This is a genomic window from Blautia sp. An249 (genome assembly GCF_002159835.1).
Classification (GTDB): Bacteria; Bacillota; Clostridia; order Lachnospirales; family Lachnospiraceae; genus Blautia_A; species Blautia_A avistercoris.
Genome location: NZ_NFJL01000006.1, coordinates 44,551 through 60,659, shown reverse-complemented (window position 1 = coordinate 60,659; position 16,109 = coordinate 44,551). Strand labels below are relative to the sequence as shown.

The following is a 16,109-nucleotide window of genomic DNA, read 5'->3' as shown; positions in this document are numbered from 1 at the left end:
GGAATCAGTATGGAGAAAAAACTTACAATGGACAAAGTAGCAGAGTTCGTCCTAATTCTGGCAATCTCTGCTGTAATCAGCTTAATCGGAAATACCATTAATACTATAACCGACGGAAATCCGGATACCTTCGTTTCCATCCTGGACGGACTTCCCGGAATGTTAATTCTTTTCGCAATTGCGATTGTAAGCACCCTGTTAAATGCCGTTTTCCCGAAAATTCCGACGATTATTTATATCACCTTTATCGGTATTATACTGGGTATGCCTTACAGCCCCACCGGAGCTTATGTGGCGGAACAGGTAAATAAAATCGGCCTGCTTCCTTCCGTTACTCCTGTACTGGCTTACGCCGGTGTATCCATGGGTAAAGACTGGCTGGAATTCAAGAAAATCGGATGGAGAGGTATCGTTGTCGCTATCTTCGTTATGATTGGTACTTATGTGGGATCTGCCCTGATCGCTCAGATTATCTTAAGCGCACAGGGAATCATCTAACCACCTCACTGTTATCTTACGCACAATAAGAAACATTCATAAAAATAAGGTTTTTGCAGGAATTGCAAAAACCTTATTTTTTATATATGAGGGGCTTTCAGAACTCTTATTCCAGAAATCCTTTCAGTACAATATTTTTTGATTCCATTACTTCTCCCAAAGTAAAGAATCCCTCTTTTCCCTGTCCGCTTAACTTCCATCCGCCGAAGGGCTGCATCATATTCCGATAAGTTCCCGTCCCGTTTACCACCACAGTTCCCGATTCTATCTTTCCGGCAATCTCCATTCCCTTCTTCCAGTCTCGTGTGAAAACACATCCGGACAGCCCAAAGCTGCTCTGGTTGGCAATGGCAACGGCCTCTTCTATAGTATCAAATACACAGACGGGCATTACCGGGCCGAAGATCTCCATATCCTTCATTACATCCATGTCTTTCGTTACCTCTGTCAGAACAGTAGGCTCATAGAAACTTCCCCGCCGTTTTCCTCCAACAGCCAGTTTTGCTCCCTGTTCCAGAGTCTTTTTCACCTGCTCTTCCACCCGGATAGCTGCTTCTTCGGAGATTAGGCTGTTCATCACCATGTGATCTCCGGCAAATCTGGAAAAATCAGTGGCAAGATATTTTTCCAGCTCTGCATCCACATCCAAATCAAATCCCATTTCGATGGTTTTTACAAAGGAGAGAACGCCCTGGATAAAATCATCTTTTACCGAACGATGCACGAGGAACCGTTTAGGTGCAATACATACCTGCCCGGCGGAATTCATCCGCCAGAATGCCGCATCCCGTACCGCAGCCTTTATATCCGCATCCTCCAATACCAGAAATGGATCGTTGCCGCCCAGTTCCAGTGCACAGGGCGCCAGACGCTTTGCCATGGTCTGTGCCACATGAAGTCCCACTTCTGTACTTCCGGTCAGGGATACCGCCTGAATCCGCTTATCAGATACCATCCGATCTCCAATAACGGATCCGCTTCCTGTCACCACCTGGAGCACATCTCCGGGAATTCCGGCTTCCCACAAAAGCTCCACCACCTTCATTAGGGCCAGAGGATTGCTGGTGGGCGGCTTTACAATGACAGCACAGCCTGCAGCCAGAGCCGGAGCCACTTTATAGGCAAACAGCATAAGAGGCGCATTAAAGGGTACAATGGAAAATACGGTTCCCACCGGCTCATAAATGACCATCTGTAAATCTTTCTCCGTCTTTCCGTCATGGCCGGCTTCTGTCCCCGGAACCAGTACAGAACCAAGATACCTTTTGGCCGATTCCAGATACCCCTTAAAAATCTCCGGCATCCCCTGGTACTGAAAGAGCCCGTTGCGGATGCTGCTCCCGCTCTCTTTTATTAAAACAGAAAGAATCTCTCTCTTTTTCTCCGGTTCTTCCAGAAGCTGATAAAACTTCTGAAAGATTTTCTCTTTTTCCTTTAAAGGAACGGCCCTCCACCGCCGGAAGCCATGGACAGATGCCTCCAGAGCTTCTTCCATCTCCTCTTCCCCTGCCTGGAAAACGGTATCCAGCACCTCTCCTGTTACCGGGTTGGTTACGGGGATGAGTTTTCCACTTCTGCTTTCGGTTTTCCTTCCGTTTATCAACATTTTCATACACTTTCCCTCTCTTTAAGTGTGTATATCCTGTTTCTCCTTGTCTATGTATTTTTGAATCTCCCGGCGGTAAAGCTCTGGCTTCTGGCAGAAGAAGGAACTCCAGGCAATGAATCCGCCGCCGGGGGCAATATCCTCCATGATATGGCGAACCTCCTCTTTGATTTCTTCTTCTGTAACTCCCTCCCGATCCAGGATACGGATATTGTTGTAGCATCCGCAGAAACAAATCTGATCTCCATACTTTGCTTTCAGCTCCTGGGGATTATTTTCTCCCTGTACCGGATGAACGGCGTCCGCTCCAATCTCAATAAAATCCTCCAGAAGAGGCCTGAGATACCCGCAGCAATGAAGAATATAGTACATTCCGCAGTCATGGGCCGCATCAATCAGACGTTTCAGCTGCTTCTTAAAAATCTTCCGCCAGGTCTCCGCAGACATCATCAGCGCATCCTTAGCCGCGTAATCATCGAAGATCATAATGGCATCCGGCTTATAATACTGCGCAATCTTCCGTATCATTGAGATCCGGTAGTCCACAAATTCCGTATAAAATTCTTCCATAATCTCCGGATCTGTCAGCAGCGCGCACAGGGTATCTTCATATCCCATCAGAAGATGGGAACGCTCAAACATTCCGTTAAACATCTGGACAATGGTGAATTTGTTCTCCCGATCCCAGCCTGCCGTATCTCTGGCTGCGGCAGCTTCCCAGTCCCTGTTTTCCACATCGGGAAAGGTCACATACTCTCTCCAGTTCTCAATATCCTTTACCACCCGGTCCCCCGGAACCTGCACGGGACCTCTGGCTTCTTCGTTGTACTGATAAGTTACTCCGAATTCATCTTTACCTGTCTCACGGCCTTCATACCGTTCCATAACCGCTGACTGAAGAGCCATATCAATATCTGTAAACAGATTGGGCGTCCATAAAGGTTTTTTGTGCTCCATCACCAGCTTTACATTATCTTTTCTCGTCATCTCTTATCCTTTCTCCGGTACCCAGTGGGTGGGATCCAGTTCTAAAAACCGGGAACGGATAAACTTGTCTTTTAGTTCATAGGGAACGGTACAGTCAAAGATAGTCTTACAGGAAATCCCCTGATCTCGAAGACAAGGATTGTAATACGTTCTCTGGGAAGGATCCAGGGGGTGACAGCGCACGCCCGGAATAAAAATCGTATCCACATCCCCCTGGTAACGGGTATTTAAGGCAAATAATACATCATTGGTATCAAAGGGATCCACATCTTCATCCACTAAAATAATATGCTTTAATTCGGAAAAAGCAGAAAAAGCCAGAAGCGCCGCCTGCCTTTGTCTTCCTTCATCGCTTGGTGATTTCTTCTCAAACTGAAGAATGGCCATATATTTTCCTCCTCCGGAAGAATGGCAGTAGACGTTTTTCAGCCTTCCCGGCATGGCTCGTTCCACCATCTGAATAATACTGGCTTCCGTGGGGATTCCGGCCATATTTACATGCTCTTCACTGGGGCCGATGCAGGTCTGCATAATGGGATTTTTCCGGTGGGTTACTGCCTTTACTTTAATCAGGGGCACCTTGGGATTGGCAGCTCCTGTATAGCCGGGAAATTCCGGCATGGCTTTACCCGTATTGGTATTCTGATCTTCCCGCACATAGGTGTTGGGAAGCAGTTCCCCTTCAATCACATACTCTGCATTGGCAATGCATTTTTCCTCTATGGTAAGGCAGTCAGTCAGCTTTACTCCTTCTTTGCGGATAGCCCCTGCCACTCCCAGTTCATTGTATCCCATAGGGGTTGTGGGCGGCTCGAAACAGGAGGCGATTTCGATTGCCGGATCCACACCGATGCTGATGGAAATGGGCAGGGGTTTGCCCAATGCTTCCGCCTTCTCCCGGAATGCCCCAAGGTGTCTGGCTCCCGGTACGAAATACATGGAAATTAAGTCTTTATCCTGGAGACACAGACGATGAATGGTAATATCCGACTCTTTGGTCTCCACATCAGAGGCATAGCACATCCCCATGGTAATGTAGGGGCCTGCGTCTTCCGGGGTATTGGTCGGCGCCGGAATCAGTCTGCGGATGTCAAATCCTTCTTCCCAGGCATAGTGCACCACCTGATGACAGGGGGCGTCCCCGGAATCTGTCAGTACAGGCGGTATCGGGTTTTGTACCGCTTCTTTTAATAAAAATCCCAGATGCTCCGGCCGATCCTGCAAAAGAAGAGCCACCCGTTCTCTGGAAGCCAGCAGGCCAATCAGCACTTTCGCATCTTCATGTCCTTTTACGTTATGAAACAGCAGGGCCGGGCCTGTTTTAGTGGGTCTTTTTACCGTACCGCCGGCGCCCACATACCGATAGATTCCGGAAATCTCTGCATGGGGTTCTGCCGGAACATACGTCTCCTGGTATTGTCCCGGCACAGTCTTTAATACTTCTATAGCAGAACGCAAATCTTCTATTTTTTTCATAGGCGTCACTCCCGGTAAAGGGCTTTTTTATACAGCATTTCCATCTCTTTTACAGAGGTTGTCCTGGGACAGTGTTCCCAGATCTTCGTCCTCTGGGCGTCCTTTAACATCTCTTCCATATGAGACTCATCCACACCCATCTCGCTTAAATTTTTCGGCAGTCCCAGCTTTCTGTTCAATTCCTTCAGATAGTCAATAAGCATTTCTGTTTCGAAGTCTTCTGTATAGGGATGTCCTGTGCGAAGGAGATTATAAATCTTTTTATATTTTCCCCGATCTGCAAGGGCATTAAATTCCATGGTTGTGGGGAACAGCATGGCGTTTGCCATACCATGAGAAATCCCGTAATATCCCGTCAGAGGATGGGATAAGGCGTGAGCCTGGGTGGGCAGACATAAAGACAGGGTGATTCCGGCCAGGGTACTTCCCATCAGCATATCACTGGCTGCCTGTACGTCCTTTCGGTTTGCTACAAAACGGGGCAGAGCCGGGCCAATGAGTTCCATGGCTTTTTCTGCCACAGCATCGGAAAAGGGAGTTGCCAAATCGCTTAAATAACACTCTACAGCATGAATCATAGCATCCAGCCCGCTGGCGGCTGCTACAGATACGGGACAGGTCATAATCATCTCCGGATCCAGAAGAGCCACTTCCGGCAGCATCTTATCGTTTAAGATAACCATTTTGTAATGCTCTTCATCGGTAATCACCGTGTTTCTGGTCACTTCTGATCCTGTTCCTGCTGTGGTGGGGATCGCAATTACCGGAATTGTCTCATTGTCCACGGGTTTATAATAGCCCCAGTAATCATGAATCCTCTTTCCCGTATATCCGATGATGGACGCGCTTTTGGCCGTGTCCATGGCGCTTCCGCCTCCCAGGGCCACTAAAATATCGCAGTTTTCCTCCATGATCCGATCCCGGCACTCATGAACAATCCAGCATCCCGGATCCGGCTCAATATGGCTGAAAACCGCATAATCGATCCCCGCATCCTTTAAGATCTTCTCAATTTTTCCTGTGGTTCCTGCTTCAATCAAACCGGGATCAGAAACCAACAGGGCTTTCTTTCCTTTTAATTCTTTCATTTTCTCCGGCAGCTTGGCAACTGCCCCTATGCCAAACAGAATATCCTGTTTTACTGAAAAACTCTGTAAATTCATTGCCTTCTTCCTTTCTTTCTAAGCCAAGCCCTCTTGTATCGTATCTCCCCAGCGCCTGTAGGATCCCGAATCAATCCCCAGACGTTCCAGGGCTTTGGAAGCTATATGTATCACCATATCCTCAATGGTCTGAGGCCCGTTATAGAAGGTCATTACCATGGGCAGAATATCCACGCCGCATTCTGCCAGAAAGGTCAGATTTCTTAGATGAATGGGACTAAAAGGACACTCTCTTACCACCAGCACCAGCCTTCTTCGCTCCTTTATCATGCAGTCTGCAGCCCTTAACAGTAGGTTGTCCGTATAGCCGCCTGCAATCCCTGCTGCTGTCTTCATGCTGCAGGGGACTACAATCATTCCCTTTACCGGGAAAGACCCGCTGGCAATGGAAGCGCTCATCTTATGAATATCATGAACCACATCTGCCAGGTCTTCCAACTCCTGTAAGCTGCTGTTTAATTCCGTCTGTATGGTCAGCCTGGCGCTTTCCGATACCACCAGATGAGTCTCGATTTCCGGCTTTTCCCTTAAGACTTTCAGAATGTAATGGGCCACGGCCATTCCGCTGGCGCCGCTGATACCTATTACAACCCGTTCCCTCTTTGTCTTCTGCTCCATGGTTCTTCCCCTTTCTTACCTGTCCGGGCATTCAAAGAGAATGGCTCCCTGGTCAAGAAGCCGCTTCTGAAGCTCTTTCACATCTTTTTCCAGCTCCCTGGGGGTGATTCCTCTTTGTACGCATAATCCTGCCGCCGTTCCGGCCGCCTGTCCGGTGACCATGGTCTGGTGCAGGTACCTTAAATAAGCAGGCCGATCCGTAGATACACATTTTCCTGCTGCCAGCAGGTTCTCCACTTTCTGAGGCACCAGACAGCGATACGGAATATCATAAGACCCACCGTCTTTGGGAATGGCCAGATCGCTTTTAAACTGGATATTGTCCTTGCGGTCTTCATTCCCCACTACGGCCACATGATTTAAGGTATCCATAGAAGCCACATGGTAGCCCCCTGCTTTGAAAGACGATTTTCCGATGGTATCTTCAAACTGTCTGCACTCTGCAACATCGTCTCTGGTCAGCATATAATCTCCCACAATCCTGGGGCCTTCCCTCAGTCTCAGCTCAGTGCAGGTTTTCGTAATATAGGCGTTTTCAAAACCGGGCACATAGTTTTTGAAAAATCTCCAGGCAATCCGGTTCTGTTTCCGGCACTCAATATTGCATCTGGTTAAATCCCAGGCGTCGGTCGCCACTGCGTGATCCACCTGGGAGGAATGCTGGAAATGAGCCTGAATATGTCCGCCCTCTTTAGGCGTCAGGAAAAATCCTGCTCCGGAATAAGGATGCCAGTCACCGTTTTTAAAAGCTATGTCACGAAGCTCATAAAAGCCCATGATCTCTCCCAGTTCTTTAATGTCGTAACAGTTTCTGTACATCTCTTCCACATCTTCTCTGGTATTGGCATCTTCCAGAGGGAAGATTAACTGCTTAAAGGAAAACTGCTGCGGATGGGTGCGGATGTACTGTAAAAGCCGTTCCCAGTCCACCCCGTCCACGGTAAATGCCAAAGTATGGGGCTGCACTTCGTCCCTTGGCACACTGTTATTTCACATCCTGCCTGTATGGCCACATAGCCCTCGCCGGTACAGTCAATGACCACTCTACCTGCAATCTCATTTCTCCCATTGGCATTTTCAACCACAATGCCTGTAACCTTATTTTCTTCTTTGGTAACCCCTACCACTAAGGAATCCAGCAGAAGCTGAACCCCTTCTTCCTCCATCATGGTGAAGATCAGATCCACCCACCAGTCCGGATCCACATAAGAAAATCCGTAGCCGGCCTTTTCCCGGATGGGATACCGCAGGTGGGGAAGGGCGTGTCCGCTGCGGTACAGCCGCTGATAAGTTTCTTCTACAATTCCTCCAATATCTCTTTTCCCCTGAGGATTAAAAAGTCTGGCGTATGCGAAACCCGGAGGTCCGGAAAGACTCATCTGGCCGCCCAGTACCCCGGTCCGCTCCACCAGGAGCGTCTTCGATCCGGTTCTGGCGGCTGAAATGGCCGCTGCCACGCCGGAGGTACCGCCGCCGCACACAATCACATCATAAACGGTTGTATAACTCATAAAACTCCTTTCCTTCCGTGGTACAGAATAAGATTTATTTAAATTCCTCTATGGTTTTTGCTGCTGTTCCATCCGGCAGGCGGACTGCTTCCACACATCCTTCGCTGTGCAGCGCCCATGGCAGGATGACTCCGGAATGGCCGCCCCGTCCTCCGATTACCACAACTTCCACATCTTTGGGCGTACGGGTTACAGGCAGAGGATGGCGGTTCTCCCATTCTTTCGGTCTTACGGGAACCAGGCCCCTGTTTCTGACCATAGGTACTTCATGGTATACGTACTGGTGAATATGCTCCTGAATCATTTCCTTGGTATATCCTGCTTTTTTCAGCATCATGGCATGATCCGGCGTCAGGCAGACCACCAGCGGTCCCGGCATATACGCATTGTTGGAACCTAAGGTGGTACAGCAGGCCGTAATGGTATCCAGCAGGTCATGTCCGTTCAGACTGAGGAAATCAATGATGTCATGGAGAGGCTCCGCTTTCAGCACGTAGACGGTGGTTGTTTCTGAGTCGAAACGGTCTTCGTTGATCATCTTCCACTGTGCCAGCTCCGGTTCTTCTGCAAAGCAGTAAGTAAACTCTGCCTGAGAAGCAATACAGTCCAGATCACAGATACCGGGAACCGAACGGAAAACATTCATAATCACCAGATTGACCGCCCGGCCGATGGTGGCATTTGCCGGCCATCCCGGCCCTAAGCAGCCCTGTTTTCCGGAAATGCCGATTTCCTGGGCAATGGGGCCGGAAACCAGAACCATGTTTCCTCCCGGATGGGATGTGGTTACGGACTGATTCAGATTGTAAAGGGGACTGTTTAAAGCTTTAAAGGCTGCGATTAAAACCGGCATGGCATTTGGCTTACAGCCTGCCATAACGGCGGCAACTGCCACATCTTTTACGGTGACTGTTTTTCCACTGGGACCGCTGGGGGCGCACAGCACCATATTCTCATCAAAGGGGCAATATTCCAGCATGGCCTCGTAGCGCCGCCGGGTAGGAGGGATGATCGGCAGACCGTCGCTGATATGTTCCTGATTAAAATATTCATTAATTTCTTCCAGATAAGCGCCCGGTTCCTTTTCCCTTTCCTCATCTTTTTCTATCATATAGGGGAGGAATCCGTCTTTTGCCGGAGCCGTTTTATCCATTTTAAAATCAATGTGCGCCAGCTCTTCCAGTTCTTCTCCGTTTACGGTCAGGGACTTAATAATGTAATCCCAGTGCCTGTCCACTTCCGCTGCAATTTCTTCCACGGTACTGGCCTGGTAAATATCCACAGAGCACATACAGAGATGTCCTGCCCGGTATACTCCCACGCCTTCTGTAATCCCGGTTCCCGGAGGCGCTGTCATGTAGACAGTGGGAATCCCCAGTTTCTCCAGGGCAATAGTTAAGACGGTAGTAGAAGAAGAGGTTCCCATATCCCCGAAAGCAACAATGGCCGCCGTAGGTTTTTCCTGTGCCAGCATCCGGGCATATTCCTCCAGTTTCCGGGCATCTTTTCCACGGACAGTTTCTTTATATTCCACGTAATTGGTGATTCCCAGTTCTTCCAGCCGTTCTTTGATCCGGTCAAACACTGTATAATAGTTGCAGAAGTCCAGTTTGGTGTTGTTATAAAACAGAAGTTTCCCCTGTCTCAGCTCTTCCAGACTGACTCTTTTGGCCAGCTGAATAACCTCTCTTTCCTGATACCCCCTTGGATCTAATAAGCGGTTTAAATATTCTCCCATAAGCCTCTCCTTCCTTTTGTCGGTTTAAATTATCTGACTTAATAGTATCATTACACTTTATTTCTATGCAATTCTAATAAGGAAGGCTATCTATTCCGAAATCGAATAGATAATTTTGTAATGGTGATATAGAAAAAAATCAGCGTCAGTGTACAAGAGGCATGGCCGTCCGGCCATGCCTCTTCACTTTCCTAGAAAGTTCCTTTCGTATAATAGTCCATCATATAATCTGTTGCATATTCAATAAACGTTTTCTTTAAATCCGTCAGTTGTTCCAGCTTTAAAACAAGACAAATATCCATCTGTGGATGTTCTTTCAGTCTCACAATCTTCAGCTTATCCAGGGAAAGACGGCTGGCCACGCTGTTCATCAGAAGAGAAGCGCAGTTTTCTTCAATCAGCAGTTCCTCCAGCGTCTCCACCCGCACATTTCGCTCCCTGGCTTTCGGAATAAAGCCTGCTCTCCTGCACTCGTCCATACAGATACGGTAAAGGCCCGTATTGGTCCCCAGAAAGATAAACTGCTCATACTGGGCGTCTCTGAGAAAAATGCTTTTTTCCTGGGCAAAGGGATGATCCTTGGATACTACCAGAACCAGCTCGTCTTTAATCAGAGGATAGGCTCCGTACTCTCCGTCGGGGATGTACTTGCTTCTGATAAAGGCCATATCGGAAGTATCGTTTTCCAGGGCTTTTAAAGCCAGATCCGTATTCTGCTCCACCAGTTCCACATCCACATTTTCATAGAATTTACAGAACTCCCGGATTACTTTCAGAAGGCCATAGCGGGGCGCCACGGGAATGGTGGAGATTACCAGCTTCTTTTTCGCCTTCCCGTAGTCCCTCAGGGTTGTTTTAATCCTGTAGTATTCCTGCATGACTTTATGTACAAACTGTGAGAACTCCCGCCCGGCATCTGTCAGGCGGATACTTCTGGAAGTACGTACAAACAGTTCAACTCCCAGCTCTTTTTCCAGGGCTTTGATCTGTTTGGACAAAGTAGGCTGAGAAAGATAATTCTCCTCAGCCGCTCTGGAAAAACTTTTATACTTTTCGATTAACATAAAATATTCTAACTGCTCAAATGTCACGTTTTTCAGGCTCCCACTTTCGTCAAATCTATCTGTTCTTCCAGTTTCTTACAGCAAGTCATCGCAGCATTGCATATGGAGCTAATCTCTTTCGGGGTTGCCTTATCCAGATGAATTCCTACCACAACAACCACCCGTGCGGCCAGGTTTTTCCCCAGCTCTTCCGCAGCCATCCGGGCAAGTTCATCGTCCTTATGTCCTGTAACGCACAGGGAACTTACAGAAACGGTTGGCCGGCTTCTGTCTTCATCAATATAGCCGGGAACACCGAGGGCAATGGCTCCCACATGATGCTTTTCCCCTCCTATCAGGAGTACATTCCAGTCTTTCCCACACTGCATAGCGGTCAGATGCACCTGAAATCTGTCTTCATGAACAAGAATATGAAATTGTTTTAATTCATGCTTGGTTTCTTCCTGAATTTGGTACAACAATTATAACATACCTCCTTTAAAATAGTAAGGCTGACCGGTAGTTTCCACTTATTTCCAGTTTTTGACCGCACTTACTGTTTTCCATAAATAAGAGAATAAGTTTTCTGCCGAACCTTCATCAGATAGTAAACCGCCTCATTATAAGGAGTCGAAATTCCCAGTTTCTTCCCTTCCCGGCAGACAGCTCCATTCAGAAATTCCACTTCTGTGGGGCGCTCATAAAAAACATCCAGAACCATGGAGGTAAAGTGATGTTCCCCCTTTGGTACCTGACTGATATTTTCACATTCTTTTTCCCAGTACTCCTTTTCATCCATAGGAATTCCCTTTGCATTTGCCACCCGGCAGACTTCCCCGGCCAGCTCCTTTAGCAGTTTCTTCCCGTCTTCCTCCCGCATAAAGTCTTCCCCGGCCAGCTGCAGCAAGGCGCAGGGGGCGTTATAAAGCACGTTAATATACAGCTTATCCCAGAGGATTTTTTCAGTCTCCTCAGAAAGAGCCGCAGGAAAACCACCCTGATTTAACGCCTTTTCCAATTCATGAAAGACATAGGCGTACCGGGTATTTTTCTCCAGAGGGGAGAACCAGACCCCTTTGGAACTGTAAGGAAACTTCACCCTCCCCTTAATCTTCCCCGGTTTTGTAAGGGTGGCCGAGGATTTTAAAACACCGTAGCCAATGCGGTCTCTGGGAAATATTCCGGCCAGAGTATCTGCGTTTCCGATCCCGTTTTGCAGGGAAATGACTACCGTATGATCCCCGAATAATTCCGGATTTTCTAAAATAATACGCTCCGTGTTCATCCCTTTTACCAGCAGAATCACCAAATCACAGCAGCCAACTTCCCAGCCCTTTGTTACCGCTGCGTCTATCCTGACCGTTTCTTCTTCCCTGCCTTCCAGGTCCATGGTAATTCCTTTTTCCTGTACCGCCTTCATATGAGCTTCATAAGGATCTACGAAAAAGACCTGCTGGCCGCCTTTTTTCAGATGGGCCCCCACTAAGGAACCCATGGCGCCGGCTCCCAGTACTGCTATCTTCATTCTTCTCCCTCCTGTTGGTTTTTCTGCGAACGAACCGTCTCTCTTCCCCTTTGAAATGCCTGAATGTTGGCCAGAGCAACCTGGGGTTTCTTCCCGAAAGATTCCCGGATAGCTGCCTCCACCTCTTCCGGTTCCAGACAGTTACTGGCCTCCACAATGGCTCCCATCATAATTACATTCAGAAACCGGGGATTTCCCAGCTCATCCGCAATTTCCGAGGCAGGGATCTGATACAGTTTTCCTCTTTTTGTATCAGGCATGGTTTTTACCAGACTGGTATTTACCAGATAACAGCCATTCTCTTTCAGATACGGGCTTTGGGTGACGCAGGAATCCTCATCGAAAAATGCCATACAGTCATAAGAAGAAGTTACCTGGGCGCCTACTTCTTTTTCCGACAGAATCAACGTAGTATAAGTATATCCGTTTCTCATGGCAGGGGCATATTCTGAATAGGAGGTGGCAAAACCGCCTTTCCTCACTGCCGCCATACCCAGCAGTTTTCCTCCCATTACCACGCCCTGGCCTCCAAGACCGCCTAAAAAAATTTTCGTTTCCATACTCATTCTCCTTTAAAAATACCGATGGGATATTGAAGCTGCGACATCTCCTTAATATGTTCAATGGACTTAAGCGGCGTCATATGCCAGTTGGTGGGACAGTTGGACAAAAACTCCACAAAGGCAAACCCTTTCTTCTCCACCTGCAGACGGAAGGCTGTTTTTAAAGCTTTCTTCGCCTTTCTCACATGAGCTGGATCGTAAACTGCCATTCTGGCTGAGAACCGGGTCCCTTCTACCTGAGCCAGGATTTCTGCCAGATTAATGGGATAGCCTTCCACGTCCTCCTTTCTTCCCTGTGGACAGGTGGTGGACTTTTGTCCCAGTAAAGTGGTAGGCGCCATCTGTCCTCCCGTATTGGCAAACAGGGAGTTATTTACCATAATTACAGTAATATTTTCTTTTCGTGCCGCCGCATGGATTACATCTCCTATTCCTATGGCTGCATCGGCCCCGTCCCCGTCCCAGCAAAGGACAAAATGATCCGGATTTCCTCTTTTAATTCCCGTGGCCACAGCCGCCGATCTTCCCAGTCCTACCATTACCGTGTTAATATTTATGCAGAAATCCTGCTGAGGACCGCACCCCGGCGGAAACAGCAAAGTGGTATTCTCTGGTGCAATCTCTAATTCCTCCAGAGTATCCAGAATCAGTTTTCCGATTAAGCCGTGCATACAGCCTGAACACAGGGGATGACCGCCCATATATAATTTTGACCGCTGATAAACTGCTTTTTCCATTTTCACACGCCCCTTTCCCACTGTTCTTTCACATACTGCACGACCTCCTGAGGCGTCACCAGCATACCGCCGCCGCGGCCATAGAAATCCACTTCTATTTTTCCTTTCACACTGCGCTGGACATCCTCCAGCATCTGCCCGGGAATAGCCATTTCCACGCAGACAGCTTTTTTCAGATTTTCATAGCGTAAGTTTTCAATCTGTTTCTGAGGGAAAGGAAACAGGGTAATTGGACGGAACAGTCCTGCCGGAATTCCCATGGCCCGAAGCTGCCGTACCGCCTCCCGGACGATTCTTCCCACGGATCCGTAGGCAAACAATACCACCTGGGCGTCTTCCATCAGAAATTCTTCCCAGCGGACTTCCTTTTCTTCCCACTGCTGATATTTCTCTGCCAGTTTTATACAGAATTCTTCCTGGGCAGAAACGGGAAGCAGCATGGACTGGCAGATTCGTTTATCTTCAAATTTCATACTGTCCCTTTTCGTAATCAGCCAGGAAGATTTATCAGGGAGGGTGGATAAATCCCGCAGGGGCGGAAGCTCCACCGCTTCTGTGGTCGCCGCCAGAAGTTTATCTGTCAGAACCACCACCGGCGTCCGGTACTGATCTGCAAGATCAAAACTTTCATAAACCACATCTACCGCCTCCTGTATGGTAGACGGAGAAATGACAAAGGCTCTGCCGCCTCCGGCTCCCAGTCCTTTTACCGCATAAAGATAGTCCTGGCTGCATCCCCCGATGCCGCCCATTCCCGGACCTGGCCTGGCAACGTCAATAAGCACACAGGGAGCTTCACTTCCGATAATGAAGCTGATTCCCTCTGCCATCAGGGAGAATCCGGGTCCTGAAGTACTTGTCATACACCGCAGACCTCCGTAACTGGCGCCCAGTAAAATATTGGCGGAAACCACTTCACTTTCTGCCTGTATGAAACTGCCTCCCACCTGGGGCAGCCGGTCGGATAAATACTCCGGCATGGGACTTTGAGGGGTAATGGGAAATCCGGCAAACAGACGGCAGCCTGCTGCCACTGCAGCTTCTGCCATGGCCACATTCCCGTCAATAAATTTTCGTGACATAGGTCTCCTCCTTATTTTTCTGTCTGATAAACCTCAATGGCTGCATCCGGACACATCAGCGCACAGATTCCGCAGGCTGTACACTGTCCCTCTTTATCCTCCGGGACTGCATACTTAAACCCCATAGAATTAAATGCAGTTCCTATATGTATCAACTGTTTCGGACAGTAAGTTACGCAATACTCACAGCCTTTGCACAGTTCTTTCTCAATTACAATTCGGCTCATTCTTTCTCCTTCCATGGTATCTTCAGAGAATCCCCGCTTTTTGGGCCTGATAAGTTAATTCTTCCCGAAACTGTGGGTGAGCAATCTGTATCAGCGCCTCCGCCTTTTCTTTTAGTGTGCGGTTTCTCATCTGGGCGATACCGTATTCCGTTACAATATAGTGAACGTCGTTTCTGGGTGTGGTCACCGCAGAACCCGGCGGCAGGGTCAGAGTAATTTTTGAAATCCGCGTCCCGTCCTTCTTCTCCAGAGAAGAACGCATAGCGATGAAGGATTTCCCCCCTTTGGATCTCCGGACGCCCCGGACAAAGTCGAGCTGACCTCCGCTTCCCGCATACGTATCCAGACCAATACATTCCGAACAGACCTGCCCCCGCAGATCCACACCCATACAGGAATTAATGGAAATCATCTTCTCATTCTGACCAATGACATCCGGATTGTTCACCCAGGAAAGCCGGTCAAAGAAGATCTCCGGATTTTCGTCCACAAACCGGTAGGTCTCCCTGGTTCCCTGGATAAAACCGGCCACCGATTTTCCCGGACAGATCTGCTTCTGACTGTTGTCCACAACCCCTTTTTCCATCAAAACCCGCATCACATCGGTAAATACTTCCGTATGGATTCCCAGATGCCGGTGATCCATCAGAAAGTTTCCCACAGCGCTTGGGACTCCCCCTACGCCCAGCTGAATAACAGAACCATCTTCGATCCGTTCCACAATGTGCCGCGCCATCTTTACTTCTAAATCCGTAGGTTCCATATCCGGAATCTCCGGAAGAACCGTAGAACTCTCACAGAGAGCTTCCACTTCACGGATATGAATCCGCTGAAATGAGGTGGAAATCCGGGGAATCCTCTCATTTACCTGTAAAATTACCTTTGCGCCCCGGTCAATGGATACCCGCCCGGGGCCGGGGCAGATACCCATATAGAAATAGCCTTCCTCATCCATGGGGGAAACATGGCAGAAAACATAATCGGGGCGAATCTGTTCCTGAAACATCTCTTCGATATATCCGAAATGGGTCAGGAGGTGGTCCACCCGGACGCCCCGCCTGATGGCCTGGGCTTCCGGCCGGGTCATATAACTGACAGATACCTGAAAATGTCCAATCCCTTCTTCTCCATACAGACGTTCATAGATTCCTGGATTGGCAAAGCCCATCATGGAATAGAGATAAAGGGGGTGAAAGCTTTCCCTTTTCTGATATAAAGCTTCCACTAACGTTACCGGTTCACTGCAAAGCAGAACTCTCTGCCCTGACGTAACCCCGGATACGGCCTGCACCGGAGAGCATCGTTTCTTCTGATATAACTCTGTAAAATTCACCT

General features: G+C 48.5%; 17 protein-coding genes. 1 reads left to right on the top strand and 16 read right to left on the bottom strand.

The genetic code is table 11. From position 1 onward, the window contains the following. The first annotated feature begins 9 nt into the window (after positions 1–9). The gene (locus tag B5F53_RS07430) at positions 10–498 is read left to right on the top strand and encodes a hypothetical protein (protein WP_087221936.1); all 489 of its coding nucleotides are present in this window, start codon (positions 10–12) and stop codon (positions 496–498) included. A 106-nt stretch (positions 499–604) separates the two neighbouring features. Here the strand turns inward: B5F53_RS07430 and B5F53_RS07425 are convergent, their stop codons facing one another. The 16 genes from B5F53_RS07425 to B5F53_RS07355 form a co-directional block, all read right to left on the bottom strand. Continuing rightward, on the bottom strand, positions 605–2,110 hold the full coding sequence (locus B5F53_RS07425; protein WP_087221934.1) for an aldehyde dehydrogenase family protein: 1,506 nt from the start codon (positions 2,108–2,110) through the stop codon (positions 605–607). A 15-nt stretch (positions 2,111–2,125) separates the two neighbouring features. Further along, on the bottom strand, positions 2,126–3,091 hold the full coding sequence (locus tag B5F53_RS07420; RefSeq protein ID WP_087221932.1) for a uroporphyrinogen decarboxylase family protein: 966 nt from the start codon (positions 3,089–3,091) through the stop codon (positions 2,126–2,128). Between the two features lie 3 nt (positions 3,092–3,094). After that, positions 3,095–4,567 (bottom strand): UbiD family decarboxylase, encoded by a 1,473-nt coding sequence (locus B5F53_RS07415; protein WP_087221930.1) that lies wholly within the window; start codon positions 4,565–4,567, stop codon positions 3,095–3,097. Between the two features lie 5 nt (positions 4,568–4,572). Continuing rightward, positions 4,573–5,730: an iron-containing alcohol dehydrogenase gene (locus B5F53_RS07410; protein WP_087221928.1), complete on the bottom strand. Its 1,158-nt coding sequence runs from the start codon at positions 5,728–5,730 to the stop codon at positions 4,573–4,575. Positions 5,731–5,748: 18 nt separating this feature from the next. Further along, the gene (locus B5F53_RS07405) at positions 5,749–6,348 is read right to left on the bottom strand and encodes a UbiX family flavin prenyltransferase (RefSeq protein WP_087221926.1); all 600 of its coding nucleotides are present in this window, start codon (positions 6,346–6,348) and stop codon (positions 5,749–5,751) included. Between the two features lie 15 nt (positions 6,349–6,363). After that, a complete protein-coding gene (locus B5F53_RS20090) occupies positions 6,364–7,329 on the bottom strand; it encodes an FAD-dependent oxidoreductase (protein ID WP_204246913.1) in 966 nt (321 codons plus the stop codon). Then, on the bottom strand, positions 7,212–7,859 hold the full coding sequence (locus tag B5F53_RS20085; RefSeq protein WP_204246912.1) for an FAD-dependent oxidoreductase: 648 nt from the start codon (positions 7,857–7,859) through the stop codon (positions 7,212–7,214). The genes B5F53_RS20090 and B5F53_RS20085 overlap by 118 nt, the downstream gene beginning before the upstream one ends. 34 nt (positions 7,860–7,893) lie before the next feature. Next, a complete protein-coding gene (locus B5F53_RS07395) occupies positions 7,894–9,597 on the bottom strand; it encodes a UGSC family (seleno)protein (RefSeq protein WP_087221924.1) in 1,704 nt (567 codons plus the stop codon). Positions 9,598–9,788: 191 nt separating this feature from the next. Beyond that, positions 9,789–10,688: a LysR family transcriptional regulator gene (locus B5F53_RS07390; RefSeq protein ID WP_087221923.1), complete on the bottom strand. Its 900-nt coding sequence runs from the start codon at positions 10,686–10,688 to the stop codon at positions 9,789–9,791. A 5-nt stretch (positions 10,689–10,693) separates the two neighbouring features. Beyond that, positions 10,694–11,122: a prenylated flavin chaperone LpdD gene (locus B5F53_RS07385; RefSeq protein ID WP_087221921.1), complete on the bottom strand. Its 429-nt coding sequence runs from the start codon at positions 11,120–11,122 to the stop codon at positions 10,694–10,696. Positions 11,123–11,193: 71 nt separating this feature from the next. Beyond that, a complete protein-coding gene (locus B5F53_RS07380; protein WP_087221919.1) occupies positions 11,194–12,165 on the bottom strand; it encodes a ketopantoate reductase family protein in 972 nt (323 codons plus the stop codon). Beyond that, positions 12,162–12,725: a 2-oxoacid:acceptor oxidoreductase family protein gene (locus tag B5F53_RS07375; RefSeq protein WP_162610553.1), complete on the bottom strand. Its 564-nt coding sequence runs from the start codon at positions 12,723–12,725 to the stop codon at positions 12,162–12,164. The genes B5F53_RS07380 and B5F53_RS07375 overlap by 4 nt, the downstream gene beginning before the upstream one ends. A gap of 2 nt (positions 12,726–12,727) precedes the next feature. Further along, complete coding sequence (locus tag B5F53_RS07370) at positions 12,728–13,465, bottom strand: thiamine pyrophosphate-dependent enzyme (RefSeq protein ID WP_087222140.1); 738 nt, start codon at positions 13,463–13,465, stop codon at positions 12,728–12,730. A 2-nt stretch (positions 13,466–13,467) separates the two neighbouring features. Next, entirely contained in the window at positions 13,468–14,547 is a 1,080-nt protein-coding gene (vorB, locus tag B5F53_RS07365; protein ID WP_087221915.1) for a 3-methyl-2-oxobutanoate dehydrogenase subunit VorB, read from the bottom strand. Between the two features lie 11 nt (positions 14,548–14,558). Next, positions 14,559–14,774: a 4Fe-4S binding protein gene (locus tag B5F53_RS07360; RefSeq protein ID WP_087221913.1), complete on the bottom strand. Its 216-nt coding sequence runs from the start codon at positions 14,772–14,774 to the stop codon at positions 14,559–14,561. A gap of 22 nt (positions 14,775–14,796) precedes the next feature. Beyond that, entirely contained in the window at positions 14,797–16,107 is a 1,311-nt protein-coding gene (locus B5F53_RS07355) for an acetyl-CoA hydrolase/transferase family protein (protein ID WP_087221911.1), read from the bottom strand. Positions 16,108–16,109: the final 2 nt, after the last annotated feature.

Excerpts from the sequence above, each read along its gene's own strand:
- B5F53_RS07430 (WP_087221936.1), top strand. The coding sequence starts at position 10 with ATGGAGAAAAAACTTACAATGGACAAAGTAGCAGAGTTCGTCCTAATT.
- B5F53_RS07425 (WP_087221934.1), bottom strand. The coding sequence starts at position 2,110 with ATGAAAATGTTGATAAACGGAAGGAAAACCGAAAGCAGAAGTGGAAAA.
- B5F53_RS07420 (WP_087221932.1), bottom strand. The coding sequence starts at position 3,091 with ATGACGAGAAAAGATAATGTAAAGCTGGTGATGGAGCACAAAAAACCT.
- B5F53_RS07415 (WP_087221930.1), bottom strand. The coding sequence starts at position 4,567 with ATGAAAAAAATAGAAGATTTGCGTTCTGCTATAGAAGTATTAAAGACT.
- B5F53_RS07410 (WP_087221928.1), bottom strand. The coding sequence starts at position 5,730 with ATGAATTTACAGAGTTTTTCAGTAAAACAGGATATTCTGTTTGGCATA.
- B5F53_RS07405 (WP_087221926.1), bottom strand. The coding sequence starts at position 6,348 with ATGGAGCAGAAGACAAAGAGGGAACGGGTTGTAATAGGTATCAGCGGC.
- B5F53_RS20085 (WP_204246912.1), bottom strand. The coding sequence starts at position 7,859 with ATGAGTTATACAACCGTTTATGATGTGATTGTGTGCGGCGGCGGTACC.
- B5F53_RS07395 (WP_087221924.1), bottom strand. The coding sequence starts at position 9,597 with ATGGGAGAATATTTAAACCGCTTATTAGATCCAAGGGGGTATCAGGAA.
- B5F53_RS07380 (WP_087221919.1), bottom strand. The coding sequence starts at position 12,165 with ATGAAGATAGCAGTACTGGGAGCCGGCGCCATGGGTTCCTTAGTGGGG.
- B5F53_RS07375 (WP_162610553.1), bottom strand. The coding sequence starts at position 12,725 with ATGGAAACGAAAATTTTTTTAGGCGGTCTTGGAGGCCAGGGCGTGGTA.
- B5F53_RS07370 (WP_087222140.1), bottom strand. The coding sequence starts at position 13,465 with ATGGAAAAAGCAGTTTATCAGCGGTCAAAATTATATATGGGCGGTCAT.
- vorB (WP_087221915.1), bottom strand. The coding sequence starts at position 14,547 with ATGTCACGAAAATTTATTGACGGGAATGTGGCCATGGCAGAAGCTGCA.
- B5F53_RS07360 (WP_087221913.1), bottom strand. The coding sequence starts at position 14,774 with ATGAGCCGAATTGTAATTGAGAAAGAACTGTGCAAAGGCTGTGAGTAT.